The 24596-nt window shown below is 72.0% G+C and carries 19 protein-coding genes; 6 read left to right on the plus strand and 13 right to left on the minus strand.

What is annotated here, in order from left to right; genetic code table 11:
- Positions 1-2: 2 nt before the first annotated feature.
- The 8 genes from ACGFYP_RS14300 to ACGFYP_RS14335 form a co-directional block, all read right to left on the minus strand.
- Positions 3-575 carry a TIGR03086 family metal-binding protein gene (locus ACGFYP_RS14300; protein WP_393491857.1) on the minus strand — a complete coding sequence of 191 codons (573 nt, stop codon included), beginning with the start codon at positions 573-575 and terminating at the stop codon, positions 3-5.
- A gap of 201 nt (positions 576-776) precedes the next feature.
- Positions 777-2927, minus strand: a complete 2151-nt coding sequence (gene helR / locus ACGFYP_RS14305; RefSeq protein WP_393491860.1) for an RNA polymerase recycling motor ATPase HelR — start codon at positions 2925-2927, stop codon at positions 777-779.
- Positions 2928-3124: 197 nt separating this feature from the next.
- Complete coding sequence (locus tag ACGFYP_RS14310) at positions 3125-3694, minus strand: DUF1697 domain-containing protein (protein WP_393491864.1); 570 nt, start codon at positions 3692-3694, stop codon at positions 3125-3127.
- 71 nt (positions 3695-3765) lie between these two features.
- Positions 3766-4971 carry a S8 family serine peptidase gene (locus ACGFYP_RS14315; protein ID WP_393491868.1) on the minus strand — a complete coding sequence of 402 codons (1206 nt, stop codon included), beginning with the start codon at positions 4969-4971 and terminating at the stop codon, positions 3766-3768.
- A gap of 223 nt (positions 4972-5194) precedes the next feature.
- Positions 5195-6454, minus strand: coding sequence for a macrolide-inactivating glycosyltransferase (gene mgt, locus ACGFYP_RS14320; RefSeq protein ID WP_393491871.1), 1260 nt, complete (start codon positions 6452-6454; stop codon positions 5195-5197).
- 77 nt (positions 6455-6531) lie between these two features.
- A complete protein-coding gene (locus ACGFYP_RS14325) occupies positions 6532-7827 on the minus strand; it encodes an ABC transporter substrate-binding protein (RefSeq protein WP_393491875.1) in 1296 nt (431 codons plus the stop codon).
- Positions 7827-8669 carry a carbohydrate ABC transporter permease gene (locus ACGFYP_RS14330; RefSeq protein WP_393491880.1) on the minus strand — a complete coding sequence of 281 codons (843 nt, stop codon included), beginning with the start codon at positions 8667-8669 and terminating at the stop codon, positions 7827-7829. Before ACGFYP_RS14330 ends, ACGFYP_RS14325 begins: the two co-directional genes overlap by 1 nt.
- A complete protein-coding gene (locus tag ACGFYP_RS14335) occupies positions 8666-9595 on the minus strand; it encodes a carbohydrate ABC transporter permease (RefSeq protein WP_393491883.1) in 930 nt (309 codons plus the stop codon). Before ACGFYP_RS14335 ends, ACGFYP_RS14330 begins: the two co-directional genes overlap by 4 nt.
- A gap of 148 nt (positions 9596-9743) precedes the next feature.
- Between ACGFYP_RS14335 and ACGFYP_RS14340 the strand changes: the two genes are divergently transcribed.
- The 3 genes from ACGFYP_RS14340 (at position 9744) to ACGFYP_RS14350 (ending at position 12147) form a co-directional block, all read left to right on the plus strand.
- Positions 9744-10697 carry a phosphotransferase enzyme family protein gene (locus tag ACGFYP_RS14340; protein WP_393491887.1) on the plus strand — a complete coding sequence of 318 codons (954 nt, stop codon included), beginning with the start codon at positions 9744-9746 and terminating at the stop codon, positions 10695-10697.
- A 53-nt stretch (positions 10698-10750) separates the two neighbouring features.
- On the plus strand, positions 10751-11578 hold the full coding sequence (locus ACGFYP_RS14345; protein ID WP_393491890.1) for an alpha/beta fold hydrolase: 828 nt from the start codon (positions 10751-10753) through the stop codon (positions 11576-11578).
- A 212-nt stretch (positions 11579-11790) separates the two neighbouring features.
- The gene (locus ACGFYP_RS14350; RefSeq protein ID WP_393491893.1) at positions 11791-12147 is read left to right on the plus strand and encodes a hypothetical protein; all 357 of its coding nucleotides are present in this window, start codon (positions 11791-11793) and stop codon (positions 12145-12147) included.
- A 28-nt stretch (positions 12148-12175) separates the two neighbouring features.
- On the opposite strand, the gene ACGFYP_RS14355 is transcribed toward ACGFYP_RS14350, so the two are convergent.
- A complete protein-coding gene (locus ACGFYP_RS14355; RefSeq protein WP_361966931.1) occupies positions 12176-12898 on the minus strand; it encodes a 3'-5' exonuclease in 723 nt (240 codons plus the stop codon).
- A gap of 85 nt (positions 12899-12983) precedes the next feature.
- Positions 12984-14234 carry an SAV2148 family HEPN domain-containing protein gene (locus ACGFYP_RS14360; protein WP_361966929.1) on the minus strand — a complete coding sequence of 417 codons (1251 nt, stop codon included), beginning with the start codon at positions 14232-14234 and terminating at the stop codon, positions 12984-12986.
- Positions 14235-14674: 440 nt separating this feature from the next.
- Between ACGFYP_RS14360 and glgX the strand changes: the two genes are divergently transcribed.
- Entirely contained in the window at positions 14675-16795 is a 2121-nt protein-coding gene (gene glgX, locus ACGFYP_RS14365; RefSeq protein WP_361966927.1) for a glycogen debranching protein GlgX, read from the plus strand.
- Here the strand turns inward: glgX and ACGFYP_RS14370 are convergent.
- Positions 16751-17989 carry an MFS transporter gene (locus tag ACGFYP_RS14370; RefSeq protein WP_393492323.1) on the minus strand — a complete coding sequence of 413 codons (1239 nt, stop codon included), beginning with the start codon at positions 17987-17989 and terminating at the stop codon, positions 16751-16753. The two genes, glgX and ACGFYP_RS14370, sit on opposite strands and share 45 nt — an antisense overlap.
- A 90-nt stretch (positions 17990-18079) precedes the next feature.
- Between ACGFYP_RS14370 and treY the strand changes: the two genes are divergently transcribed.
- Positions 18080-20452 (plus strand): malto-oligosyltrehalose synthase, encoded by a 2373-nt coding sequence (gene treY, locus ACGFYP_RS14375; RefSeq protein WP_393491900.1) that lies wholly within the window; start codon positions 18080-18082, stop codon positions 20450-20452.
- On the opposite strand, the gene ACGFYP_RS14380 is transcribed toward treY, so the two are convergent.
- Positions 20436-21581: a cytochrome P450 gene (locus ACGFYP_RS14380; RefSeq protein WP_393491903.1), complete on the minus strand. Its 1146-nt coding sequence runs from the start codon at positions 21579-21581 to the stop codon at positions 20436-20438. The genes treY and ACGFYP_RS14380 overlap by 17 nt on opposite strands.
- Positions 21582-21770: 189 nt before the next feature.
- On the opposite strand from ACGFYP_RS14380, the gene ACGFYP_RS14385 reads away from it, so the two are divergent.
- Entirely contained in the window at positions 21771-22241 is a 471-nt protein-coding gene (locus ACGFYP_RS14385; RefSeq protein ID WP_393491906.1) for a MarR family transcriptional regulator, read from the plus strand.
- A 75-nt stretch (positions 22242-22316) separates the two neighbouring features.
- On the opposite strand, the gene ACGFYP_RS14390 is transcribed toward ACGFYP_RS14385, so the two are convergent.
- Positions 22317-24578, minus strand: a complete 2262-nt coding sequence (locus ACGFYP_RS14390) for an MMPL family transporter (protein WP_393491909.1) — start codon at positions 24576-24578, stop codon at positions 22317-22319.
- Between the last annotated feature and the right edge of the window lie 18 nt (positions 24579-24596).

Consider the following 24596-nt stretch of genomic DNA (forward strand, 5'->3'; position numbering starts at 1 on the left):
GCTCAGGCGCGCGGGTCGCGGCCGCTGACGGCGAGGGCACGCTCGAAGTCGGAGGCGTTCTCGGCTACCTCGACGGGGGCGGCGTAGCCCTCGTACCGGCGGTAGAGCTCGGCGTGCTCCTCGACGACCGCGCGGAGGAACGTCGCCGTCCCGTCGGGGAGGGTGAGATGCCCGCCGGTGGAACGGGCCAGGTCCCAGCCGTGCAGGGCGAGTTCCATGACGATCAGCGAGGCGATCTCCCGCGCGGGCATGACCGAGTGGCCGGTGTCCACGTCGCCCTCCCAGACGTCCGGCCTCGTCCAGGCGGCCAGCGCCCGTTCCAACTGGGCCGCGTACCGCTCCGCCCAGTCGGCGTCGGTGGTGAAGTCCCGCTCGACCGTGGCCTCGGGGAGCTGCTCGCGCAGCGCGCGGCGCTCCAGGCCGTGGGAGGAGTAGAGGACGAGGTGGTTGACGAGTTCGCGTACGGTCCAGTCCGCGCAGACGGACGGCTGGGCGAGCCGGTCGGCGCTGACGCCACGAGCGACGCGGGCGGCCTCGGCGGCGCAGACGGTGAGGTGGGTGTGGATGGCGTTCATACGGCCGACGCTACGGAGCGCCCGGCCGCCCGGTCTTGAAGAATCGCGACAGAGCGGCTCAGGTGGCGTCCGTCCATGATCCCGGGCACGTACGACGGCTCGGCTGCGGCCTCCCCGTACGACGGCTCGGCTGCGGCTCCGCCCAGCTGACGGGTTCCGGCAGGTGGGGGGCGCCTCCGCACCCCCCGCTGCCGCCCGTCCCTAGCTCGTGAGCACCACGAGCCGCTGGGTCGCCCGGGTCATCGCGACATAGCGGTCGACCGCGCCCTCGACGCCGTCGCCGAAGGTCTCCGGGTCGACGACCACGACCAGGTCGAACTCGAGCCCCTTCGAGAGGCTGGGCGTCAGCGACCGCACGCGTGCGGACTCCTCGAAGGTGGGGTCGCCGATGACGCAGGCGACTCCGTCGGCGTGGGTGGCGAGCCAGTCGTCGAGGATCGTGTCCCGGTCCGCGACCGAGCCGTGGACGACGGGGATGCCGTTGCTGCGGATGGAGGTCGGCACGTTGGCGTCCGGGATCGCGGCCAGGATGGCCGGCGCGGCCTCCGCCATGACCTCTTCCGGCGTGCGGTAGTTGATGGAGAGCGAGGCCACCTCGATCCGGTCGAGCCCGATCCGCTTGAGCCGGTCCTCCCAGGACTCGGTGAACCCGTCCCGGGCCTGGGCGCGGTCGCCGACGATGGTGAAGCTCCGGGACGGGCAGCGGACCAGCAGCATCTGCCACTCGGCGTCGGTCAGCTCCTGCGCCTCGTCGACGACGACGTGCGCGAACGGCCCGTCGAGCAGCTCGCGCTCCGTGCCGGGCAGCGCGTCCTCGTCGATCAGGCTGTCCTGGAGGTCCCGTCCGCGCAGCATCGTCACGGCGCCCTCGCCGTCGGCGTCGGCCGCGATGACGTTCTCGATGACACCGGCCATGCGCTCGCGTTCGGCGGCCACGGAGGCCTCGTGCCGGCGCTTGCGCCGGGACGCCTTCGGATCGCCGAGCCGCTGCCGGGCCGCGTCCAGGAGGGGCAGGTCGGAGACCGTCCAGGCCTGGGGGGCGTGCTTGCGCTGCAGCGCGCGCACGTCGTCCGGGCCTAGCCAGGGCGCACACATCCGCAGGTATGCGGGGACCGACCAGAGGTCGCCGACGAGGTCGGCGGCGTCGATCATCGGCCACGCGCCGTCGAGGGTCTCGACCAGCTCCTCGTCGTGGAGCAGCGACTGGCGGAACTGCTGCTCGGACGGGACGTCGCCGCTGTGCTTGTCCAGGAGGATCGTGACGAGCTCCTCCCAGATCTCTTCGCGGGCCTCGTTGTGCGGCGTGCTCGGCCCGGGGGCACGGAACGCCTCGGCCCAGTCGTCGGCGGTCAGCCGGACCTCGGACCACGGGGTCGTGACGGTCATGCCCCGGGTGGGCGGCTCCTCGTAGAAGCGGACGGCCTTCTCGATCGCCCGCACCATGTCGGCGGACGACTTCAGGCCGGCCACGGCCGGGTCGGTCTCGGCCGGCGCGTCGGCCCCCTCCGGGAGCAGGTCGCGCAAGGTGCAGGTCCGTACGCCCTCCTCGCCGAGGCTCGGCAGGACGTCCTCGACGTAGTTCAGGTAGGGCTGGTGCGGGCCGACGAACAGCACGCCGCCCCTCCGGTGGCCGAGGCGCGGGTCGGAGTAGAGGAGGTACGCGGAGCGGTGCAGGGCCACGACGGTCTTGCCGGTGCCGGGGCCGCCGTCGACGACGAGGGCGCCCTTGGAGCCGGCCCGGATGATGGCGTCCTGGTCGGACTGGATGGTGGCGAGCACGTCACGCATCCGGGACGACCGCTCACCGCCCAGGCTGGCGACGAAGGCGGAGTGGTCGTCGAGCGCCGCGTGCCCCTCGCGGCCGTCGGCGGTGAACACCTCGTCCCAGTAGTCGCTGATCCGGCCACGGGTCCAGCGGTAGCGGCGGCGGCTCGCCAGGCCCATCGGCTGGGCGTGGGTCGCCGCGAAGAACGGTTCGGCGGCGGGGGAACGCCAGTCGATCAGAAGTCGGTTGCCCGTGCTGTCCGTGAGGCCGAGGCGGCCGATGTAGACGGGCTCGGGGCTGTCCGCGAGGACGACGTGCCCGAGGCACAGGTCCAGGCCGAACCGGCGCAGGGTGCGCAGGCGGGCGGTCAGCCGGTGGATCTCCGCGTCCCGGTCCATCGCTTCCCGGCCGACGCCACCGGGCGCCTTGCGCGCGGCGGCGAGTTGGTCGGACAGCTCGGCGATCGTCCGGTCGAGGCAGTCCGCGATGGCCGCGAAGTGCTGCTCGTCGCCGGCGATCAAGGCCGGGTCGGCCTTGGAGGACAGTCGGTCGGAAAGGTCGAACGCGCTGGTGGTCAGGGGGTTCATCTCCTCGGTACTTCCACAGATTCGGGCCAAGGCCTGAGATTCTGCGCCACCACCGGGGCCTTGCCGCAAGCCCCCCCATGCGCTATAAGTTAAGAGTGGAAAGGAGTGGGAACACCTCCTTCCCTTGATCAACTCCCTCTTCCGCCTCTCGCGGACCGACCTGAAGCGGCTCAGCCCCAGGTCATCTCCACCAAGGCTCAGCCCCGGGTCATCTCCACCAGCTTGACGACGGTGTTCCAGTTGCGTGTCGTCCCCACGATGCCCTTGGTGAGCGCGGGTCGGCCGAGCGCCTCCGCCAGTTTCGACCGGCCGAGGCCGTCGGGCGCGTAGAGGTAGAGCACGCGGTCGCCCAGCCGGAACTCCTCCGGCAGGAAGGCGTCCTGGTCGATCGAGGCGAACCTCTCGGGGCCGACCGGCTCGGAGAAGTACGTGACGTGGAGCTGCTTGCCCTCCAGCTCGGCGGCCGGGAACGGGCAGGCGTCGGCGACAGCCGCGAGGTACGCGGCGTCCCGGACGAGGCAGTCGACGCGGAAGCCGAAGCGCTTCTCGATGGCGTCCTGGAGCCCGGTGGTCAGTTCATCGGCGCTCGGCCCGCCGGCCGTCGGCCCGTCGGCATCGGTGGTGAAGACGGCGTTGCCGCTCTGCAGATACGTACGGACATCACGGTGCCCCAGCTCCTCCAGGACCGAACGGAGTTCCGCCATCGGGACTTTGCGGTGGCCGCCCACGTTGATCCCGCGCAGCAGCGCGGCGTACGTCGTCGTCATGGGCACACCATAAGGCGGCCGCCGTGCCCCGTGGGGGAGGGCACGGCGGCCGCCGGTTCAACGGGCCTCGGCTACTCGACGATCTTGAGCAGCTTGTTGGCGGTGCCACCGGTCGGGTTGCTGATCTTGTCCGGGGTGGCGCCCGAGACCAGGGCCTCGGCGACCTGGTCCGGCGTGGCGTCCTGGTGCGCCGCGAGGTAGACGGCGGCGGCGCCGACCACGTGCGGGGTGGCCATGGACGTACCGGAGATGGTCTTGGTGCCCTCGTCGCTGTCGTTCCACGTCGAGGTGATCTCCGAGCCCGGGGCGTAGAGGTCCACCACGGAGCCGAAGTTGGAGAAGCTGGACTGCTGGTCGTCCTCGGTCGAGGAGGCGACGGTGATCGCCTCCTGGACGCGGGAGGGGGAGCCCTCGCCGGCGTCGGAGGACTCGTTGCCGGCGGCGACACCGAAGGTGACACCGGAGGCGATGGCCTTCTTGACGGCCTCGTCGAGGGCCGGGTCGGCACCCCCGCCGAGGCTCATGTTGGCGACGGACGGGCCCTTGTGGTTCGTGGTGACCCAGTCGATGCCCGCGACGACCTGCTCGGTGGTGCCGGAGCCGTTGTCGTCGAGCACGCGGACGGCGACGATCTTCGCCTTCTTCGCGACACCGTGCGAGGCGCCGGCGATGGTGCCCGCGACGTGGGTGCCGTGGCCGTTGCCGTCCGAGGCGTCGTCGTCGTTGTCGACGGCGTCGAAGCCGGAGGTGGCCCGGCCCTCGAAGTCCTTGTGCGTGGTGCGGACTCCGGTGTCGATGACGTAGGCCGTGACGCCCTCGCCGCCGCCGTCCGGGTAGGTGTACTTCTTGTCGCCGGCGGTCTCGGCCTGGTCGACCCGGTCCAGACCCCAGGACGGCGGGTTCTCCTGGGTCGCGTTGATGGTGAACTTCTTGTTCTGGACGACCTTGGCCACGGCCGGGTCGGCGGCGAGGCGCTTGGCCTCGGTCTCCGTAAGGCCGTTGACCGAGAAGCCGTTGACCGCGGAGTCGTAGCTGCGGCGCATGGTGCCGCCGTACTCCTTCGCCAGCTCGCCCTTGTCGGCCTTCTCGTCCAGCAGAACGATGTAGCTTCCCGCGACAGCGCCTTCGACGCCGAGTCCGTGGACCGTTCCGAGGGCGGGCGTGGGGGCCGCGCCGGCGAACGGGCTCGTGAGGACGGTGACTCCGGCCGCGGCCGCGATCGCAGTCGAGACGGCGACGATGAGCTTCGTCTTGCGGGCACGCTTGTGTATTGCCATGAAGAGGGGTCTCCTCGCCAGGATTTGTGGGGGGTTGAGCCTCCGAAAGGAAACCCTCCGGCGGCTGCCTCGAAACCCTTGCTCATTGACGAGTGCAAATCAAGACCTTCATGCAGCTGTGACTTAAGCAACAAGCCTTCGTAATAATAAAGCCACGCATCCCACCCAACTCCGGCACAGAACAAGGCCCCCGGGTTCATCCGGGGGCCATCTGCACACGGGATCAAGGCAGTTCGGATTCGCTCTGTTCGCTGTGTTCGCTGTGTTCGCCGCCGGCGAGTTCGGCTTCGGCGAGTTCGGCTTCGATGAGATCGGCCGCCCGGCGCGTGCCGCCCTCGCGCGCCATCCGCTCCTGGACCTCCTTGGCGCGGATCGCCACCTCGGGGTCGTCGACGAGGGCGAGCACGGCCTCGCGCAGGCGCTCGGCGGTGACCTCCTCCATGTCCGTCCGGCGGGCCACCCCGAGGGACTGGAGCATGTCCGCGTTGCCGAACTGGTCGGTCGCCAGCGGGACCGCGACCATCGGGGTGGCGGTGGCGAGCCCTTCCTGACTGCCGCCGGCTCCGGCGTGGGTGACGAAGGCGTCGGCCTGCTTCAGGATGGCCAACTGGGGTACCCAGGACCGCACTTCGATATTGGCCGGAATCTCACCCAGCTCCGAGGGGTCGACGAAGGCGCCGATCTGGAGCACCACGTGCCAGCCGGGCAGGTCACCGAAGGCCGCCACACACGTCCGGTAGAAGTCCGGCAGCTTGGTGAAGGCCGAGCCCATGGAGACGAGCAGCACCTTCTCGGCGTCCGCGGGACGGTGCCACTCCCCCTGGTCCGCGCGCTCGCCCTGACATGCGCCGACGAAGGTGAAGACGGAGGTGTCGACCCGGTCGGCGTGCGGCTGGAGGGCGCTCGGGATGAGCACGAGGGCGCGGCGGGGGCGGGCGACGAGGCGGTCGGGATGGGTGTCCACGCCATGCTCGGCGAGCCAGTTCTCGAAGCGGGCGTAGTACGCCTTGCCCCGCTCGGAGGCCTTCAGCTCCGCGAACATCGGCTCGGCGACCTCTTCCTCGTACCCCTCCCAGGGGACGAGATTCGGCCAGAGTCCCACGGCGGGGACGCCCCATCGCCGGGCGAGGACAGGTGCCGGGTAGGAGGTGATGTCGTGCAGGACGAGGTCCGGCCGGTCGCCTTCGAAGGCCTCGGCCAGCTGGGGCAGGGCCTGGATCGCGTCGGCGAGGAACGGTTCGACGTGGTCGATCAGTTCGGTCCCCCAGGCGTCCGGGTCGTCGTCGGTGGGGAGCGTGGAGGTGTAGACGACGGGGGTGGCGCCGGTCGCGGCGACCTTCTCCGCGAAGGCGGCGGGGATGGCGTAACTGACGCGGTGACCCCGGTCGACGAGCTCGCGGATCACTTCGAGACTCGGGTTCACGTGGCCGTGGGCGGCGATGGAGAACATGGCGATATGGGCGGGGCGCGGCGTGGTGGTCATGCGCCCACAGTAAGCGAGACGAGACGTCTCGTCCAGTCAATTGAAGACGAGGGGTCTGCTCAGGGGGCGGGTACGGGTCAGCCTCGCTGGTAGCGGGCGAGGACGAGGTTGCCGTCCTCTTCCAGGCGTTTGCGCAGCTCCGCCGCGTCGATCGCCCCGCTGTAGTACTCCTGGTAGGCCGGGGTGGCCACCTTGTCCTTCCACTCCGGATAGCCCCGGACGGACTGCGCGGGCGCGGAGCGCAGATGCTCGGCGACGGCGGCGCCGGTCGCCCAGCCGTCCTTCGCCGTGTGCAGGGACGGGTCCGCGAGCGCCGCCGTCCCGGTGGGCAGCATCCAGTCGCCGCGCGCGAGGCGGACCATGTTGGCGGGCTGGAGGAAGAAGTCCAGGAACTGCGCCGCTTCCTTCTTGTGCCGGCTGTCCTCGGCGATGGAGAGCGTCTGCGGGCTGACGCCCTGCGCGAGCCCGTCCTTCCCGGCGGGCGCGGGCAGAACGATCCACTCGAAGCCCTTCGGCGCCTGCTGGGTGATCTGCTGGCGGTACGAGAAGCCGAGCGGGACCATCGCGTACTTGCCGCCGAAGAAGCCGGGCAGGGCGTCCGAGCCGCCGCTGCCGAGCGTGGAACGCGAGGCGCTGCGGTCGGCGTTGACCTGGTCGTGGACGGTGCCGGGCACGACGCCGTCCTCCTCGGTGAAGCGGATCGTCACCTTCCCGTCGGCTTCCCGGTGGAAGAGCTGTCCGCCGGCCGAGAGTCCCAGGTTGAGGCTGACCGAGACCGGTTCCTTGAGCGGCCAGGCGATCGCGTACTTCCCCTCGCCCATCTTCCCCGTCAGCTCCTTGGTGATCCGACGGAACTCCGGCCAGCTCCAGGGCTTCTCGGGGGTCGGGAGGCGGACGCCCGAGGACTCCAGGATCTGCTTGTTGGCCATGATCACGCGCGGTTCCTGGAGGAACGGCACACCGTAGATCCCGCCGCCGAAGGTCGTGGTCTCCCAGCTGCGCGCCGGGATGTCGGCCTTGAGCCGCTCGGGCAGGAGGCCGGTCAGATCGGCGAGGTAGCCGCCGTAGGCGAAGTCGGCCAGGTCGTCGGAGGCGTCGTGGATGATGTCGGGCGCCTCGCCGCCCTCGAAGGAGGTGAGGAGCTGGTCGTGGACCGAGTCCCAGCTGCCCTGGACGTAGTCGACCTGGATGTCGGGGTGGGTGGCGTTCCACTCCGCGACCAGTTCCTCGTTGGCGTCGACGGACTCCTTCTGCCAGGCCAGGGACTGGAAGCGGAGCCGTACCGGGCCGCCGTCGGGTTCGTCCCCCGCCGAGCAGCCGGTGAGGAGCAGCGCGAGCGTGGCGGCCGCCGCCGCGAACGTCCGTACCCGCATCAGGACTTCACCGCCCCGGCCAGCATCCCGCCCGTGATGCGCTTCTGGATGATCGCGAAGAGGACGAGCGAGGGGATCGTGGCCAGGAACGCGGCCGCGGCCAGCGGTCCGAGGTCGGCGACGCCCTCCGCGCCGAGGAAGTGGGTGAGGACGACCGGCAAGGTCTGCTTCTCCGGGGTCTTGAGCAGGACGAGCGCGAAGAAGAACTCGTTCCATGCGGTGATGAAGGCGAAGAGCGCCGTGGCGACGATGCCGGGGGCGAGCAGCGGGGCGGTGACCGAGACGAGCGTACGGAGCTTCCCCGCGCCGTCGACGGCCGCCGCCTCCTCCAACTCGGCCGGGACGGCCCGTACGTACCCGACCAGCATCCAGAGCGCGAACGGCAGCGACCAGACGACGTACACCAGGACCAGGCCGAAGAGGCTGTTGATCAGGTGCAGGTTCTTGAGGACGAGGAAGAGCGGGATGATCACGAGCACGAAGGGGAACGCCTGGCTGATCACGACCCAGCCGGTGGCGGCGGTGGAGAGCCGGCTGCGGTGGCGGGCCATCACATAGGCCATGGGCGTGGCGATGACGACGGCGATCAGGGCCGCCGAGAGGGCGGCGATCAGGCTGTTCCCGGCGGCCTGGAGCAGCGGCTGCTCGTCGAACGCCTGCCGGAAGTTGTCGAAGGTCGGGTCCTTCGGGATCCAGGTCGGGTGGAGCGAGCCGAGTTCGGTCGCCGGCTTGAAGGCGGTGGAGATCAGCCAGAGGAACGGGAAGGCGAGGAAGACCAGATAGGCGAGGAGTGCGAGGTACTGGCCGATTCGCGCGGGTCTGCTGGTGCGGAGCGTGCTCACCGGTCCTGGTCCCCCTTCAGCCGTCCGACGAGATAGAGGGCGAGGAGTACGGAGATGACGGCGACCATGACACAGCCCATGGCGGCGGCGTAGCCGAACTGCCCGTAGCGGAAGGCTTCTTCGTAGGCGAAGAGCATGGGCAGCCGGGTGCGACCGCCGGGTCCGCCGTTGGTCAGGACGTAGACCAGGGCGAAGGAGTTGAAGTTCCAGATGAAGTTGAGGGCGGTGATGGCGAGGGCCACCGGTCTGAGGGCGGGCCAGGTGACGGTACGGAAGCGGCGCCAGGCGCCCGCGCCGTCGAGGGCGGCGGCCTCGTGGAGTTCGTGCGGGGTGTTCTGGAGGCCTGCGAGCAGGGCGACCGTGGTCTGGGGCATGCCCGCCCAGATGCCGACGAGGATCACGGCGGGCAGGGCGGTGGCGAGCCCGGTGAGCCAGTCGCGTCCTTCGCCGAGGCCCAGGTCGCGGATGGTCTCGTTGAGGATGCCCGCGTCCGGGTTGTAGACGAGCCGCCACATGATGCCGACGACGACCTCGGGCATGGCCCACGGGATGATCGCGAGCGCCCGGGCCAGCCAGCGGAAGCGGAGCTTCTCGTTGAGCAGCAGCGCGAGGCCAAGGGCGAGGAGGAACTGCGGCACGGTGACGCCGACGGCCCAGAGCAGGCCGATCCGGAAGGAGTCCCAGAAGAGGGTGTCGTGCAGCAGGTCCTGGAAGTTGAGGGTGCCGACCCACTGGGTGGGCTGGGTGCGGCCGGACTGGGAGTCGGTGAAGGCGAGCGCGATGCCGTAGAGGAGGGGGCCGACGCTCAGGACCAGGATGGGGATGAGCGCGGGCAGCACCAGAAACCAGGCTCCGTGGTCCCGCGGGGGACCGGGTCTCCTGCCGGCGGCCGTCGTACCGCCGGACCGCTTCGTTGCGGTCGCCACTCCCACAGATCGACCCCTTATGCGCCTTTTGCGAATTCGCCTCGGCCTCCGTCATGGTCCTGACGGGCCGTCGGTTCGTCAAGGCAACCTGCATGGATGCGAGACTTTGGCTGATTCGCACATGCATCGGGGCAGCTGGGAGAGACGGATGGACGAGGCGCGGGCACGGGAGATCCTGGCCGCCGCGGGGCTGTCGGCGCGGGGGCCGGAGGCTCGGAACCCGGAGGCTCGGAATCCGGAAGCCGCCGCCCCGGGAGCCCTCGCGCCGGCAGCTCTCGCGCCGGGAGCCCGCGAGCCGGAGGCTCGGCTGCTCGCGCTCGGCGAGAACGCGGTCTTCGCCGTGGACGGGCTCGTGGTGAAGATCGGCCGGGACGCGGAGCTGCTCCCCCGCGCCGAGCGAGAGCTCGCGCTCGCCGCCTGGCTGGCGGAGACCGGCATCCCGGCGGTGCGGGCGGCGGAGTCCGAGCCCCGTCTGGTGGACGGCCACCCGGTCACCCTCTGGCACAAGCTGCCCGAGGCCGTACGGCCCGCCGAGCCCCGCGATCTGGCGCCCCTGCTGCGGCGGATCCACGCCCTGCCGGAGCCGGAGGGCTTCACGCTGCCGCGCCGCGAGCTCCTCGGCGGGGTCGAGCGGTGGCTGCGGCTCGCGGGCGACGCCATCGACCCGGCGGACGCGGCCTTCCTGCGCGAGCGGCGCGACGCCTTCGCCCCGGCCGCGGCCGCGCTCACTCCGCGTCTCGCCCCCGGCCCCATCCACGGCGACGCCCTCCCCCGCAACGTCCATGTCGGCCCCGAGGGGCCGGTTCTGGTCGACCTGGAGACCTTCTCCTCCGATCTGCGCGAGCACGATCTGGTGGTTCTCGCCCTCTCCCGCGACCGGTACGGCCTCGATCCGGCCGCCTACGACGCCTTCACCGAGGCGTACGGCTGGGACGTCCGGGAGTGGGAGGGCTGCGCCGTGCTGCGCGGGGCGCGGGAGACCGCGAGCTGTGCCTGGGTGGCCCAGCACGCGCCGACGAACCCCCAGGCACTGGCCGAATTCGAGCGCCGGGTGGCCTCGCTGCGGGAGGGTGATGCCACGGTGCGGTGGTACCCCTTCTGACATCATGTCGGGGTCGGTCCGTGCGAATTCCCAGTCACGAACGGGGTGTTGTGATGCGTGTGGAACTGTCCGAGGTGACCCTCGACGTCGAGGTGAGCGGCGAAGGACCGGCCGTCCTGCTGGTGCACGGCTTCCCCGACAGCCACCACCTCTGGCGCCACCAGGTACCGGCCCTGACCGCGGCCGGGTACCGTACTGTCGCTCCGACCCTGCGGGGCTTCGGCGCCTCCGGCCGGCCGGAGGGCGTCGAGGGGTACCACCCGGCCAAGCACGTCGGCGACCTGATCGAGCTGCTGGCCCGGCTCGAGATCGACCGCGTCCATCTCGTGGGGCACGACTGGGGCTCCGGCATCGTCCAGGGCCTGGCGCAGGTCGCACCTGAGCGCGTGGCGTCCCTGAGCATCCTGTCGGTGGGTCATCTGGCGGCGATCCGTGACGCGGGCTTCGAGCAGAAGCAGCGGTCCTGGTACATGATCCTGTTCCAGTTCCCGGGGCTCGCCGAGGACTGGCTCGCGCGGGACGACTTCGCCAACCTCCGGGAGATGCTGGGCGAGCACCCCGACGCGGAGGCGATCATCGAGCACGTGCGGACGCCGGGCGCGCTGACGGCGGCGCTGAACATCTACCGGGCGGGCCTCCCCGCCGAGGTGCAGTTCGGTCCCGCCCTGCCCCTTCCGCCGCTGCCGGGTCCCGTCCTGGGTATCTGGTCGGCCGGCGACCGCTTCATGACCGAGCAGTCCATGACCGGCACCGGCAAGCACGTGGACGGCACCTGGCGCTACGAGCGCGTGGAGGAAGCGGGCCACTGGCTCCAGCTGGACCAGCCGGAGCGGATCAACAGGCTGATCCTGGACTTCCTGGCGGAGAACCCGATCGGCTGACACGGCTTCGGGGGGCGTTCCTTCCCGGGTCCGGCGCGGGTCCCCGCAAGGGGCCCGCGCGGGGGCCGCACGGGGGCCGCACGGGGGCCGCACGGGGGCCGATGTGCCGGAACCTTTCGCTGACTCAGCGTGAAATCGGGCGCTGTTTTCGTCCGCTCGACACGCGGAAGTGTGGGGGAGGAATCCGTCCGCACCTCAGGAAGAGAACCGTCGTGAAGCTCATCAACCGGAAGGCGGGCGTCGCTCTGCGCGCCGGCCTCACCGCCTCCGCCGCCCTCGCCCTCGCACTGCCCTTCAGCATGTCCACGGCCAGCGCCGCTCCGTCCGCCGCCCCGCCGGGGTTCGCGTGCGAGACCGGGAAGCACAACATCGACGACTACACCGGCTGGGCGTTGTGCACCAACAACGGCACCGAGACCCGGACCTTCTGGGTCCACCTGATCTGTGGCTGGTCCCCGGACGCGGACGGTGAGCACGTGACCCTCGCCCCGGGTGACTCCGGACAGTCGACCGCGCACTGCTCGAGCCTCGGCTCGGGTATCGGCGAGATCCAGGTCCACCCCCAGTAGAGGTCGGACGGACGTCCCCGTCGTGGCGTCAGCGCGCCACGCCGGCGAGCTCCCGCAGGGGCCACGACGGGTCGACGACCGCCTCCGGGCTGCCCTTGCGGCGCAGGAAGTCCTGGAAGTCCTCGGCCCACGTGCGGTACCAGTCGATCTGACGCCCGTGCAGCTCGGCCGGGGTCAGCTCGGCGACCGTCGCGTGGCGCTCGGCTATCGCCACGGCGACCCGCACGGCGGCCACCGCGTCGGCGGCCGCCTGATGGGCCGCTTCGAGGACGACGCCGTACTCGGCGCAGACGGCCTCCAAGGTCCGCTTCCCCCTGCGGTACCGGTCGACGGCCCTGTCGATGGTGTACGGGTCGACGACCGGGCCTATCGGGGCGCCGCCGAGCCGCTCGCTCAACGAGGGCAGTCCGTGGCGGCGCAGCTCGGCGGAGAGGAGCGTGAGGTCGAACGAGGCGTTGTACGCCACGACCGGGACGCCCTGCTTCCAGTACCCCGTCAGGGTCTCGGCGATCTCGTCGGCCACCTCGACGACCGGCCTGCCCTCGGCGGCCGCCCGTTCGCTGCTGATGCCGTGGATCGCGGACGCCTGCGCCGGAATGCGGATGCCGGGGTCGGCGAGCCAGTCCCGCTGCCGCACCACCTCTCCGCGGTGGACGCCGACGACCGAGGCGGTGACGATCCGCGCCTCCAGCGGTTCCGTACCGGTCGTCTCCAGGTCGAATCCGACCAGCGGTTCCCCGTGCCAAGCCATCGGGCCTCCTTACGTGATCTCCCCCGTGGTGCTGAACACCCTCGCACGAGCCACTGACAACCGGTCCCGGCGGGCGGTCCCGGCCTCAGGAGACCGGGCGCGAGTCGAGCCAGACCGACTCGAACTCCTCGCGATACGTAGAGAAAAGTCCGTATTCTCCGTCACGTCCCTGTTGTCCGGAACGCACCAGGTTCCGGCCGCCCCCGCGCAGCACCAGGACCGGCGCCTCCATCCCCCGCGCCTTCCGCAGGTACGACTGGATCACGGCGACCCCGTCCGGACCGTCCCCGTCCACCAGGTACGCCGTGAAGCGCGGGGTCTCGTCGAAGACATGGATCTGGAAGGCGCCCGGGTCGCGCAGCCGGGACCGCACCCGCCGCATGTGGAGGATGTTCATCTCCACCGAGCGGCTCAGCTCGCCCTTCTTCAGCCCCAGTTCACGCTCGCGCCGCTTCACCGCGCTGCTCGCCGGGTTCAGGAACAGCAGGCGTATCCGGCAGCCGGACTCGGCGAGCCGCACGAGCCGCCGCCCGGAGAAGTTCTGCACGAGCAGGTTCAGGCCTATGCCCGTGGCGTCGAGGCGGCGCGCGCCCCCGAAGAGGTCCTCGGCCGGCAGCTGGCGCTGCAGCCGCACCCGGTCGGGGTGGACGGAGACCACGTCCGCGTACCGGTCGCCGACCAGGTCCTCGACCGCGTCGACCGGCAGCCGGTCCGCGGACGGCACGCCCGCCCCGCTGCCGAGGATCTCCAGGAGCCGGGCGGACGCCCGTTCGGACTGGGCGAGGACGGTGAGGGAGAGGGCGCGGTTGCGGGAGACGACGTTCCGCGTCACCTCCAGCTCGTCCAGGGCGAGTTCGACCTCACGCCGGTCGTCGAAGTACGGCTCGAAGCAGGGCCAGTGCTGCACCATCAGCTCCCGCAGCTGCGGGAGCGTGAGGAAGCTGAGGACGTTGTCGTCCGCCGGGTCCAGGAGGTAGCCCTTGCGCCGCGAGACCTCGCGGACGGCGACGGCCCGCTGCACCCACTCCTGACCCGCGGGCCCCGCGGCGGCCACCACCCACTCCTCGCCGTGCACCGGCTCGTACACCGGGCGCAGCACGGCGGCGACCACGGCGCGCAGCCGCTGTTCGACGAGATTCAGCCAGATGTAGGCCCGACCGGCCCGCTGGGCGCGGGTCCGCACCTCGCTCCAGGCCTCGGCGCCCCAGTCGAGCTCCGCTCCGATCTCCATCGGCCTGGCGACGGAGACCGCTCCGGGCGGTACCTCCACGGGGTCGGGCGAGCCCCCCTCGTGACCCGCGTCACCTGGCGGCAGCTCCAGACCTCCCGAGCTCACCCGCGCACCGCCTTCTGCTCCTGGACGCCCGATCCGACCGTCTGTCAACGATCAAGGAAGGGTACTCCGCGAGCGGGAGGCGGTGCAGCCGGATCGACAGGCTGCTTGCTCAACTCCCCTGATTGGGAGCGCCGTTCCGTCCGGCGAGATCGGGCGGAGTGAGCGGATTCATAGCGGAAACGTCCCTGGGTGCGTGCGGGAAGCCCCGCCGGTCGACGACCGGTGGCCGCCGGCCCGACTCCCGGAGGGAAGGGAACAGGATGTCGACCGGTACGACAGGGTCGGCGGGCGTCCCGCCGTTGACGCGGCGGCGGGAGGGCCGCCGCCGTGGCCGATCCTCGCCGCGCCCGGCGTGTCGGGTCGCCCGCCCCCGGCTCTCTTTCGGGCAATCTGGCCGGAGTGCACCCCAACACCCGGATCAGAATGGAAGAGTCGTATCTATGCAGGTCTGGCCGGGACAGGCGTATCCCCTTGGCGCCACGTACGACGGCGCCGGAACCAATTTCGCGGTCTTCTCGGAGGCCGCCCACAGGATCGAGCTGTGTCTGCTCCATGACGACGGCTCGGAGACGGCGGTGGAGCTGCGCGAGACGGACGCCTTCGTCCGGCACGCCTATCTGCCAGGAGTGATGCCGGGTCAGCGGTACGGATTCCGGGTCCACGGTCCGTACGCACCGGAGCGCGGGCAGCGCTGCAACGCGGCGAAGCTGCTCCTCGACCCCTACGCCCGGGCCGTCTCCGGCTCGATCGACTGGGGCGAGGCGGTGTACGGCTACCACTTCGGGCGGCCGGACTCGCGCAACGACCTCGACTCGGCGCCGCACACGATGACCTCGGTCGTGGTCAACCCGTACTTCGACTGGGGCGACGACCGGCGGCCGCGCACCGACTACCACCGGACGGTGATCTACGAGGCCCATGTGAAGGGCCTGACGATGCTCCACCCGGAGCTGCCGGAGGAGCTGCGCGGGACGTACGCGGGGCTCGCGCACCCCGCGGTGATCGGGCACCTGAAGGAACTGGGCGTCACGGCGCTCGAATTGATGCCGGTGCACCAGTTCGTCAACGACCACCGTCTGGTCGACGCCGGTCTCTCCAACTACTGGGGCTACAACACGATCGGCTTCTTCGCCCCGCACAACGCCTACGCCTCCTGGGGCGACCGGGGCCAGCAGGTCCTGGAGTTCAAGTCGGCGGTACGGGCCCTGCACCAGGCGGGGATCGAGGTCATCCTCGACGTGGTCTACAACCACACGGCGGAGGGCAACCACCTGGGCCCCACGCTCTCCTTCCGAGGCCTGGACAACCCCTCGTACTACCGTCTCTCGAACGACCGCCGGTACTACACGGACACCACCGGCACCGGGAACTCCCTGCTCATGCGGTCGCCGCACGTGCTGCAGCTGATCATGGACAGTCTGCGGTACTGGGTGACGGAGATGCACGTCGACGGATTCCGCTTCGATCTCGCGGCGACGCTGGCGCGGCAGTTCCACGAGGTGGACCGGCTGTCGTCCTTCTTCGACCTGGTGCAGCAGGACCCGGTGGTCAGCCAGGTGAAGCTGATCGCCGAGCCGTGGGACGTCGGCGAGGGCGGCTACCAGGTGGGGAACTTCCCGCCGCTGTGGACCGAGTGGAACGGCAAGTACCGGGACTGCGTACGGGACTTGTGGCGCGGCGAGCCGCGCACCCTGGCCGAGTTCGCGTCCCGGCTCACCGGCTCCTCCGATCTGTACCAGGACGACGGCCGCCGACCGCTGGCCTCGGTCAACTTCGTGACCTGCCACGACGGTTTCACGCTGCGCGATCTCGTGTCGTACGACGGCAAGCACAACGAGGCCAACGGGGAGGGCAACCGGGACGGCGAGAGCTACAACCGGTCGTGGAACTGCGGGGTCGAGGGCGACACGGACGACATCGGGATCCGGGAGCTGCGGGCCCGTCAGATGCGGAACTTCCTCGCGACGCTGATGCTGTCGCAGGGCGTGCCGATGCTCAGCCACGGCGACGAGTTCGGCCGGACGCAGGGCGGCAACAACAACGCGTACTGCCAGGACAACGAGGTGTCATGGGTGCGCTGGCCGGAGCCCGGCGCGTCGGAGGAGGGCACGCTCCTGGAGTTCACCCGGGCGATGGTGCGACTGCGCCGGGACCATCCGGTCTTCCGGCGCCGCCGCTTCTTCCACGGGCGTCCGGTGGAGGGGACGCACGACGAGCTGACGGACATCGCCTGGTTCACGCCGGAGGGCGAGGAGATGACGGCGCGGGACTGGCAGGCGGCGCACGCGCAGGCGCTGTCGGTCTTCCTGAACGGCAACGCGATCTCGGAGCCGGGGACGCAGGGCGAGCGGATCGGTGACGACTCGTTCCTGCTGATGTTCAACGCGTCGTCGCAGGAGCTGGAGTTCGAGGTCCCGATCAACCACGGGGAGAGCTGGCGGGTGGTCGTGGACACGTCCCACCCGGAGGGCATCCCGCCGCAGGAGGGCCCGAAGGTGGCGGCGGGTGAACGGGTGTCACTCGCTCCGCTGAGCCTGACGGTGCTGAAGCGCCCCGCGTAGCGGGCGGGGGTCGTGGGTGCGGACCCAGAAGGAGAGGAGGGCGCAGAGGGCCGCCGCCACGACCGCCACCGCGAAGGCCGCCGGCGCGCCGTGCGTGTCCGCGAGCCGGCCCGAGAGGGCCAGGGCGAGGGCCTGGCCACCGACGATCCCGCTCGTGAGGAAGGCCATGGACTCGGCGAGCCGGGACGCCGGGACGGTCCTTTCCGTCAGGCCGAAGACGGTGATCAGGTGCGGAGCGTAGGCCGCGCCGAGGACCGTCACGACCGCGTAGAGCCCCACCAGCGAGTCCACGAACAGCAGCGGGACCGACAGGACGACCAGCGCGGCCGTGGCCGCCCGCCAACGCGTCGGCAGCCCGATCCGCGCGGGCACGGCGGCCATCGAGAGCCCGACGGCGGCGCTCATCACGCCCATCGCCGCGTAGACGAGCCCCGCCTGCGCGGGCGCCCCGAGCTTCTCGGTGAGCGCGGTGATCCCGGCCTGCGAGGCCCCGAACATGGCGCCCTGGAGCACCATCGCGACCCGAAGGGCGTACGCGGATCCCGGCAGCCGACCTCGTTCGGCGGCGCCCGTACGGGTGGTGGCATCGCCCTCGCCGCCCTCGGCCACTGCGGCCGAGGGGTGCAGCGCGAACGCCGTGCCGCAGATCGCGAGGAGGGCCGCCGCCGTCAGGAGGGCCGCCGCCGGATGGGCGAGGGCGGCGGCGAGGCCCACGAGGGCGGGACCCAGGACGAAGGAGACCTCGTCGAGGGTGCCCTCGAACGAGAGCACCGTGCCCACCAGCCGGTCGTCCGCGCCCGAGCGCCGGGCCAGGGCGACGGAGCGGGTCCGGGCGAGCGGCCCGACCTGCGGGACGGTCGCGCCGGCGAGCACGCCGAGGACGACAAGCCAACCGGTCGCCATGTGCGCCAGCGCGGCCAGGACGAGCGCGGCGACGGCGACCGCGTTGGCGAGGGACGCGGCCAGGACCACCCCGCGCTGGCCGCGCCGGTCCGCGAGCCGGCCGATGACGGGCCCCGCGACCGTCTGCCCCGCCGCGAGCGCCCCGCCCGCGAGGCCCGCCGTCGTGAGCGACCCGCTCGTCTCGGCGACCAGGAGCAGGCTGCCGAGCTGGCACATGGCGGTGGGGAGCCGTCCCAGGAAGGAGAGGACCGGGAGGACCGGTCCGAGCAGGGACAACGTGTCGCGATACATGCGGAGCATCGCCAGAACGTAACGCGATACCCCCGAACGGGCGCATGAGGCGATGACACAGAAGCCGTCTCGCCGGGTACGTACGTTCGCATGACGTCCTCGCTCCCGTCCTCGCCGACCGTCCGGACCACGCCGACCGCCACCTACCGGCTCCAACTCCAGCCGGATTTCGCCTTCTCGGACGCCGAGCGGGCCGTCCCGTACCTCGCCGGGCTCGGGGTGTCCCATCTCCACCTCTCCCCCGTCCTGGAGGCCGTGCCCGGCTCGACGCACGGCTACGACGTGACCGACCACCGCGCGATCCGGGCCGAGCTGGGCGGCGAGGAGGGGCTGCGGGCGCTCGCGGCGACGGCCCGGGCGCACGGTCTGGGCCTGGTCGTGGACCTGGTGCCCAACCACATGGCGGCCTCGCCCACGCACAACCACGCGCTGCGCGCGGTGCTCCGGGACGGCCCGGACTCGCCGTACGCCCGCTGGTTCGACGTCGACTGGGCGGCGGGGGACGGGAAGATCCTGCTGCCGGTGCTTCCTGCCCGGCTGCCGGAGGTACGGGAGCGGATGCGGGTCGCCGACGGCCAGTTGCACGTGGACGGCCTGTCGTTCCCGCTCCGCGCGGGCACGGAGGGGCTGCCGCTGCCCGAGCTGCTCGACGCCCAGTGGTACCGGCTCGGCTGGTGGCGGCTTGCCCGGACGGAGCTCAACTACCGGCGGTTCTTCACCATTTCGGAGCTGATCGGGGTCCGCGTCGAGGACCCCGAGGTCTTCGACGCGACCCACGGCACGATCGTGCGGCTGGTACGGGACGGGGTGATCCAGGGGCTTCGGATCGACCACCCGGACGGACTCGCCGACCCCGAGGGGTACTTGGAGCGGCTGCGGGAGGCGACCGGCGGCCGGTGCTGGACGGTCGTGGAGAAGATCCTCACCGGCTCGGAGCCCCTGCCCCCATCCTGGCCGGTCGCGGGGACCACCGGCTACGACGCCCTGCGGTATGTGGACGGAGTCTTCGTGGACGGGATCGGTGCCGATGAACTGGCCGATCTGTACCGGGAGTTCGTCGGGCGGGCCGGTGACAGGGGCGGCTCCTGGGAGGCGACCGCCCGCCGCGCCGCGTACGAGGTCGTGACGCACGACCTCGACGCCGAGACGGCCGCGCTGACCCGACTCGCGGACCGGATCTGCGCCGCAGAGCCTGGACTGCGCGACCACGCCCCCTGGGCGTTGCGGACGGCGATCCGCGAACTCCTCGTCCGCGTACCGGTCTACCGCTTCTACCGCACCGACGCGGCTTCGGTCCTGACCCCCGAGGCGGCACGCGGCGCGAAGGCGGCCTTCGCGGTGCCGGAGGAGGCCGCGGCGGTCGACACCGTACGGGAGTTGGCGCTCGGGACGCTCGGCGACGGCGCGCTGCTCCCGCACGAACACCGGGCGTTCCGTGCACGGTTCGCGCAGACCTCTTCGGCGTTGCGCGCCAAGTCCGTGGAGGACACCGCCTTCTACCGCTACACCCCGCTCCTCTCGGCGAACGAGGTGGGCGGCGACCCCGGGCGTCCGGCCGTCGGCCCCGAGGAGTTCCACGCGTACTGCCTGCGGCTTTCCCGGGACTGGCCCGCGACCGGGACGGTGCTGTCCACGCACGACACCAAGCGCAGCGCGGACGTCCGCGCGGGGATCGCCGTCCTCTCGCAATGCCCGTCCGTGTGGCGGGAGTTGCTGGACGAGGTGGCGGGGGTTCCGGCGCCGGATCCGCACCTCGCGTGGACGGCGTGGCAGACGGCGTTCGGCTTCGGCACCCCGGATCCGGAGCGGATCGGCCCCGCGGTGCTGAAGTCCGTACGGGAGGCGGGACTGCACACGAGCTGGACCGAGCCCGACCCCGCGTACGAGCGGGCGGTGACCGACTTCGTGGCCGCCGGTCCCGGCCGGATCCCGCTGCGGGCGGCCTCGGAGGCGGCGTTCGCCCTGGAGCCGCACATCCGGGCGCACATGCTGGGCGCGACGCTGGTCCAGCTGACGATGCCGGGGGTGCCGGAGCTGTACCAGGGGACGGAGCGGGAGTACCGGGCGCTGGTCGACCCGGACAACCGGCGGCCGTTCACGGTCGGCGAGGACGACGACCTGACGGCGCTGGTGCGGGCCGCGCTCGCCCTGCGGGGGCTGCGGCCCGAGGTCTTCGCCGCCCGGGACTCGTACGTCCCGCTGACGGTGACCGGGGCCGCCGCGCCGCACTGTCTGGCCTTCGCGCGCGGGTACGCGGGCTCCGCGCCCGAGGTCGTCACGGCGGTCACGCGGCTGCCGCTGCGGCTTGCGGAGGCGGGCGGCTGGCAGGACACGGAGCTGGTGCTTCCGCCGGGCCGCTGGGCCGATGTCCTCGACGGGGAAAGGGAGTTCGCGGGGGGTGCGGTGAAGCCGGTCGACCTGTTCGACGCGCGTCCGGTGGCGCTGCTCAGCCGCCGGGCCTGACGAGGAGGCTCCGTGGGGCGCGGGTGATCAGGCCGGTCCGCTCGGGCCGGAAGCCCTCGGCGAGCCGGAGGCGGGGCATGGCGTCGAGGAGCGCCCGCAGGGCGTACTCGGCTTCGAGTCCGGCGAGGAGGACGGCCGGGCAGGCGCCGCTGCCGTAGGTGAGCTGGCCGGGGTCGTCGCGGAGCGGGTCGTAGCGGTCGGGTGCGCGGAAGCGTTCCGGGTCCCGGCAGGCGGCGCCGATCAGCAGGGCTACGGGCTCCCCAGCCGGGATCGTGCCGCCGCTGACCCGGACCTCGGCGGCGGTGCGGCGGACGGCGATCTGGACGGGCGGATCGCGGCGCAGCGACTCGGTCCAGGCGCGGGCGAGCTCTCCGGAGGGCGCGTCGTGGAGCTCCCGCGCGTGGTCCGGGTCGGCGAGCACGTTGGCGAGGAAGGAGGCGAGGGCCTTCTCCCGTACGGCGATCTGGCCGGTGCACTGGCCGGCGAGCGCGGAGGCGGCGCGGCCCCTGACCAGGCGCATCATGTCCCGGTAGGGCACGCCGATGGCGGCGGCGACGGTGCCTGCGGGCAGCCAGTGGCAGAAGTCGGCGACCAGGTCGGCCTGGGTCCTGTCGGCGATCCGACGGGCGAGGACGTGGGCGGTGCGCGCGGCGACGCTGCGGAGCTCGGCCTCGTCGACGTCGACGTGGGTGCGGGAGCAGGGCGGGTCGCCGGGGCGGTGGCCGTGGGTGAACCGGGCGTCGGTGAGGGCGGGGGCGACGTCGGCGAACCGGCTGAGGACCCAGGCGCGCAGCAGGGGGTCGTAGGTGAGGGGGAACTCCTCGCGCAGGACACGGTGGACGCGGTGCGGGTCCCGCGTGACGCCTGGGTCGAGGGGGCTGGGGGCGACGGTCCGGCTGGACGACCGCTCGGCGGGGGCCGACCGCTCGGCGGCGGGAGGCTTGTCGGCGCGGACCCGGCCGTCGGCCCGATCGCGTCCGTCAGCCCTGACGCGTCCGGCGGCCGCCGGCGCTGCCGGGGCGGCGAGGGTGGCGCGGGCAGGGGTGCCCGGCGGGGGCGGCCCGGGCTCCATGGGCGGCAGGTCCGCCCAGCGGTCGGGCCCTATCCCAGGCTGGGACTCGTCGCTCATCGCGCCCCCTGTCGGTCCGGCGTGGGTACGTCTCCCCACCTGACCACCGGCAGGGGCGGGGCGCAGCCCGCATACCGCCGAACGGGTGAATGGGCGAGTGAGTGGGTCGTGATCCGAGGACGCTTGACCTCAACCAAACTTCAGCTTCTACGGTACGGAGACCGAACGAACCTTCACAGGGGGCCTCCGATGACCACGACCGAGCACCTCTCCGACGCCGAACTCGCCGCCCAGCCGGCCGCGTACTGGACGGGGATCGCCCACAAGGCCCTCCTCGCCTTCACCAGGGCCCGGCAGGGGGAACACGGCTTCACCCAGCCCCAGCTCTGGCTGCTGCGCCATCTGTCGAAGCACGACATCTCGCCCGACGGCGAGGGCATGACCGTCCCGGAGCTCGAACGGGCGATGAGCTCCTACCTCCAGCCCGAGGACGACCTGACGGCGGAGTCCGAGGTCCTCCTCGCCCGCGGCTGGCTCACCCGCGACGCCGAGGACCGCCTGTGGATCACGGGCGAGGGGGACGAGGCCCGCGTGACCATGAGGGGCCACGCCCCGGCGATCCTCGCCCGCATCCACGAGGGCATCGACGAGGCCGACTACGTCACCACCCTGAAGGTGCTCCGCCGGATGATCCGGAACACGGGCGGCACGCTGGGTTAGTCGGATGGTCCGGCGAGCGCGAAGGCGGGGCGGCTCGCGCCGTCCCGCCTTCGCGAGGGAGCTCGTACGTGGGCCTCAGGCGAGGACCTTCTCCCCGGCCACCGCGCCGGACCGCGTCACCGCCGGCGCCTCGGACGGGCGGCGCGGCCACCACGCGCGGTCGCCGAGGAGGGCCATCGCCGAGGGGAGGATCACGGCGCGCAGGACGATCGCGTCGAAGAGGACCGCGACCGTCAGACCCACGGCGATCTGCTTCATCTCGATGCGGTCGATGAAGAGGAAGCTCACGAAGACCGACACCATGATCACCGCCGCGCTCGTCACCACGCTCGCCGAGCCCGCGATCCCGTCGACCACCGCCTCCCGCGTCGGCACCCCACGCCGCACCGCCTCGCGGATCCGGCTGACCACGAAGATCTGGTAGTCCGTGGAGAGCCCCACCAGGATCGCGAACACCATCAGCGGCGTACGGGAGCCGACGAAGCCCAGGGACTCGAAGCCCAACAGGCCCTCCGCCCACGTCCCCTGGAAGACCAGGGTGAGCACGCCCCACGCCACAAGGACCGCCGCCAGGTTGAGGGCCGTGCCGAGCGCCGCCATCACCACCGAGCGGAACGCCGCGTACATGACCGCCAGCGTGGCCAGCGAGACGAAGAGGATCACCCAGGGCAGCCGCTGCTCCTGGTGCGCCGCGTAGTCGGCGCCCGCCGCGATCTCGCCCGACACCGCCCGTTCGAGACCCGGCGCGCCCTCGACGGCGGCGGGCAGCAGCACCTCGCGGACCCGCTCCAAGGAGCGCTCGGCCTCGGGCGAGTTCGCCGCGTACGGGACGGGCAGCGCGAGCAGCGCCGTACGCCCGTCCTCGGCCGTCCGTACCACCGGCGCCGCGTTCTGCGCGAAGAGCGCGTCGCCACGCGTCGCCGCCGCCAGCTTCCGCAGCGGCCCGGCCGGGTCATCGCCCCGTACGAGGACGAGATGCGCGGGCCCCTCGGACGGGAAGGCCGCCACCAGCCGGTCGTACGCCGCCACGGCAGGAATGCTGTCGGGGAACGTCTCCTTGCCCTCGGTACCGAGCCGCATCCCGAGCGCGGGAGCGGCGAGCGCGACGGTCGCGGCGACGCCGGCGAGCAGCGCGACCAGTGGGCGGCGCACGACCGGTCGCAGCAGCGCGGCCCATACGCGCCCCTCGCCGCCGCCCTCGCCGATGCCTGACGTGCGGCGCGCGCGGCGTCGGCGGGCGCGCCGGCCGCCGTCCGTCCGGTGGCCCAACTTCGCGAGCAGGGCGGGCAGGACGGTCAGGGAGCCGCCGACCGCCACCAGCGTGACGAGGATCGCCCCTGTGGCGATCGACGAGAAGATCACGTCCCCGACGAGGTAGAGACCGGCGAGGGAGAGGGCGACGGCGAGGCCCGAGTCGACGACCGCCCGGCCCGAGGTCGCGGCGGCCAGTTCGACGGCGCGGGCGTGCGAGATCGTGCCGCCGGAGCGCTCCCGTTCCTCACGGGCCCGCTTGAGGTAGAAGAGCGAGTAGTCGACGCCGACCGCCATGCCCATCATGAAGATGACGCTGAGCGCCGCGCCGCCCGCGTCCGGGAAGACCCAGGAGGCGAGCCCGTACAGGCCGACCGCCCCGACGAAGGCGAAGAGGGCGAGGACGACGGGGATCCCGGCGGCGAGGACCGCGCCGAAGACGACCAGGAGGATGAGGAAGGTGACCGGGAGGCTGATCATCTCGGTCCGCTGGAGATCCTGGCCCTGCTTGTCGTTGACCGCGACGGAGATGGAGGCGCTGCCGGTCTGCTCGATCGTCAGGTCGGGGTGGGCCCGCTGGACGGCGGCCGTCTGCGCGAGGAGCGTCTCGACGTCCTTCTTCGCCGTCTCCCGGTCCCCTCGCAGCGTGACCGCGACCCGTACCGCGTCCCCGCCTCGGCCTCCGGCCGCGGCCTCGACCCCAGCCCCAGCTCCGGCTCCGGCTCCGGCTCCGGCTCCGGACGAGACGACGGGTGCGCCGACCGACTCCACCGCCGGCAGCGCCGCCATCCGCCGGCTGATCTCGCGCGCGGCGGCAGCGGGTTCGTCCCCGCCCGCCTTCGCCTTCCGCTCGATCAGCACCTGCTCCACCGGCGGCGGCGTCAGTCCGCTGCCCGAGGCCATGGCCTCCGCCCGCCCCGCCTCGCCGATCCAGAAGTCGGCGAACGTGCCCTTGTTCGTCCCGGCGGCCGCCCCCGCGCCGACGCAGAGCGCGAGGAGGAGCACCCAGCCCGCGATCGCCTTCCAGGGATGGGTCGCGCACCACTGCGCCGTACGGACCGTGACCGGAGCACCTGTTCTTCTCATGGTGCCCAGCCTCCCGTC

Origin of the sequence: Streptomyces sp. NPDC048370 (genome assembly GCF_043200825.1) — a bacterium.
Taxonomy (GTDB): domain Bacteria; phylum Actinomycetota; class Actinomycetes; order Streptomycetales; family Streptomycetaceae; genus Streptomyces.

What these genes read in the sequence shown, in the direction of transcription:
- helR (WP_393491860.1), bottom strand. Translation starts at nt 2,927, where the DNA reads ATGAACCCCCTGACCACCAGCGCGTTCGACCTTTCCGACCGACTGTCC.
- ACGFYP_RS14345 (WP_393491890.1), top strand. Translation starts at nt 10,751, where the DNA reads ATGCGTGTGGAACTGTCCGAGGTGACCCTCGACGTCGAGGTGAGCGGC.
- ACGFYP_RS14315 (WP_393491868.1), bottom strand. Translation starts at nt 4,971, where the DNA reads ATGGCAATACACAAGCGTGCCCGCAAGACGAAGCTCATCGTCGCCGTC.
- treY (WP_393491900.1), top strand. Translation starts at nt 18,080, where the DNA reads ATGACGTCCTCGCTCCCGTCCTCGCCGACCGTCCGGACCACGCCGACC.
- glgX (WP_361966927.1), top strand. Translation starts at nt 14,675, where the DNA reads ATGCAGGTCTGGCCGGGACAGGCGTATCCCCTTGGCGCCACGTACGAC.
- ACGFYP_RS14380 (WP_393491903.1), bottom strand. Translation starts at nt 21,581, where the DNA reads ATGAGCGACGAGTCCCAGCCTGGGATAGGGCCCGACCGCTGGGCGGAC.
- ACGFYP_RS14300 (WP_393491857.1), bottom strand. Translation starts at nt 575, where the DNA reads ATGAACGCCATCCACACCCACCTCACCGTCTGCGCCGCCGAGGCCGCC.
- ACGFYP_RS14310 (WP_393491864.1), bottom strand. Translation starts at nt 3,694, where the DNA reads ATGACGACGACGTACGCCGCGCTGCTGCGCGGGATCAACGTGGGCGGC.
- ACGFYP_RS14355 (WP_361966931.1), bottom strand. Translation starts at nt 12,898, where the DNA reads ATGGCTTGGCACGGGGAACCGCTGGTCGGATTCGACCTGGAGACGACC.
- ACGFYP_RS14385 (WP_393491906.1), top strand. Translation starts at nt 21,771, where the DNA reads ATGACCACGACCGAGCACCTCTCCGACGCCGAACTCGCCGCCCAGCCG.
- ACGFYP_RS14325 (WP_393491875.1), bottom strand. Translation starts at nt 7,827, where the DNA reads ATGCGGGTACGGACGTTCGCGGCGGCGGCCGCCACGCTCGCGCTGCTC.
- ACGFYP_RS14340 (WP_393491887.1), top strand. Translation starts at nt 9,744, where the DNA reads ATGGACGAGGCGCGGGCACGGGAGATCCTGGCCGCCGCGGGGCTGTCG.
- ACGFYP_RS14390 (WP_393491909.1), bottom strand. Translation starts at nt 24,578, where the DNA reads ATGAGAAGAACAGGTGCTCCGGTCACGGTCCGTACGGCGCAGTGGTGC.
- ACGFYP_RS14370 (WP_393492323.1), bottom strand. Translation starts at nt 17,989, where the DNA reads ATGTATCGCGACACGTTGTCCCTGCTCGGACCGGTCCTCCCGGTCCTC.
- mgt (WP_393491871.1), bottom strand. Translation starts at nt 6,454, where the DNA reads ATGACCACCACGCCGCGCCCCGCCCATATCGCCATGTTCTCCATCGCC.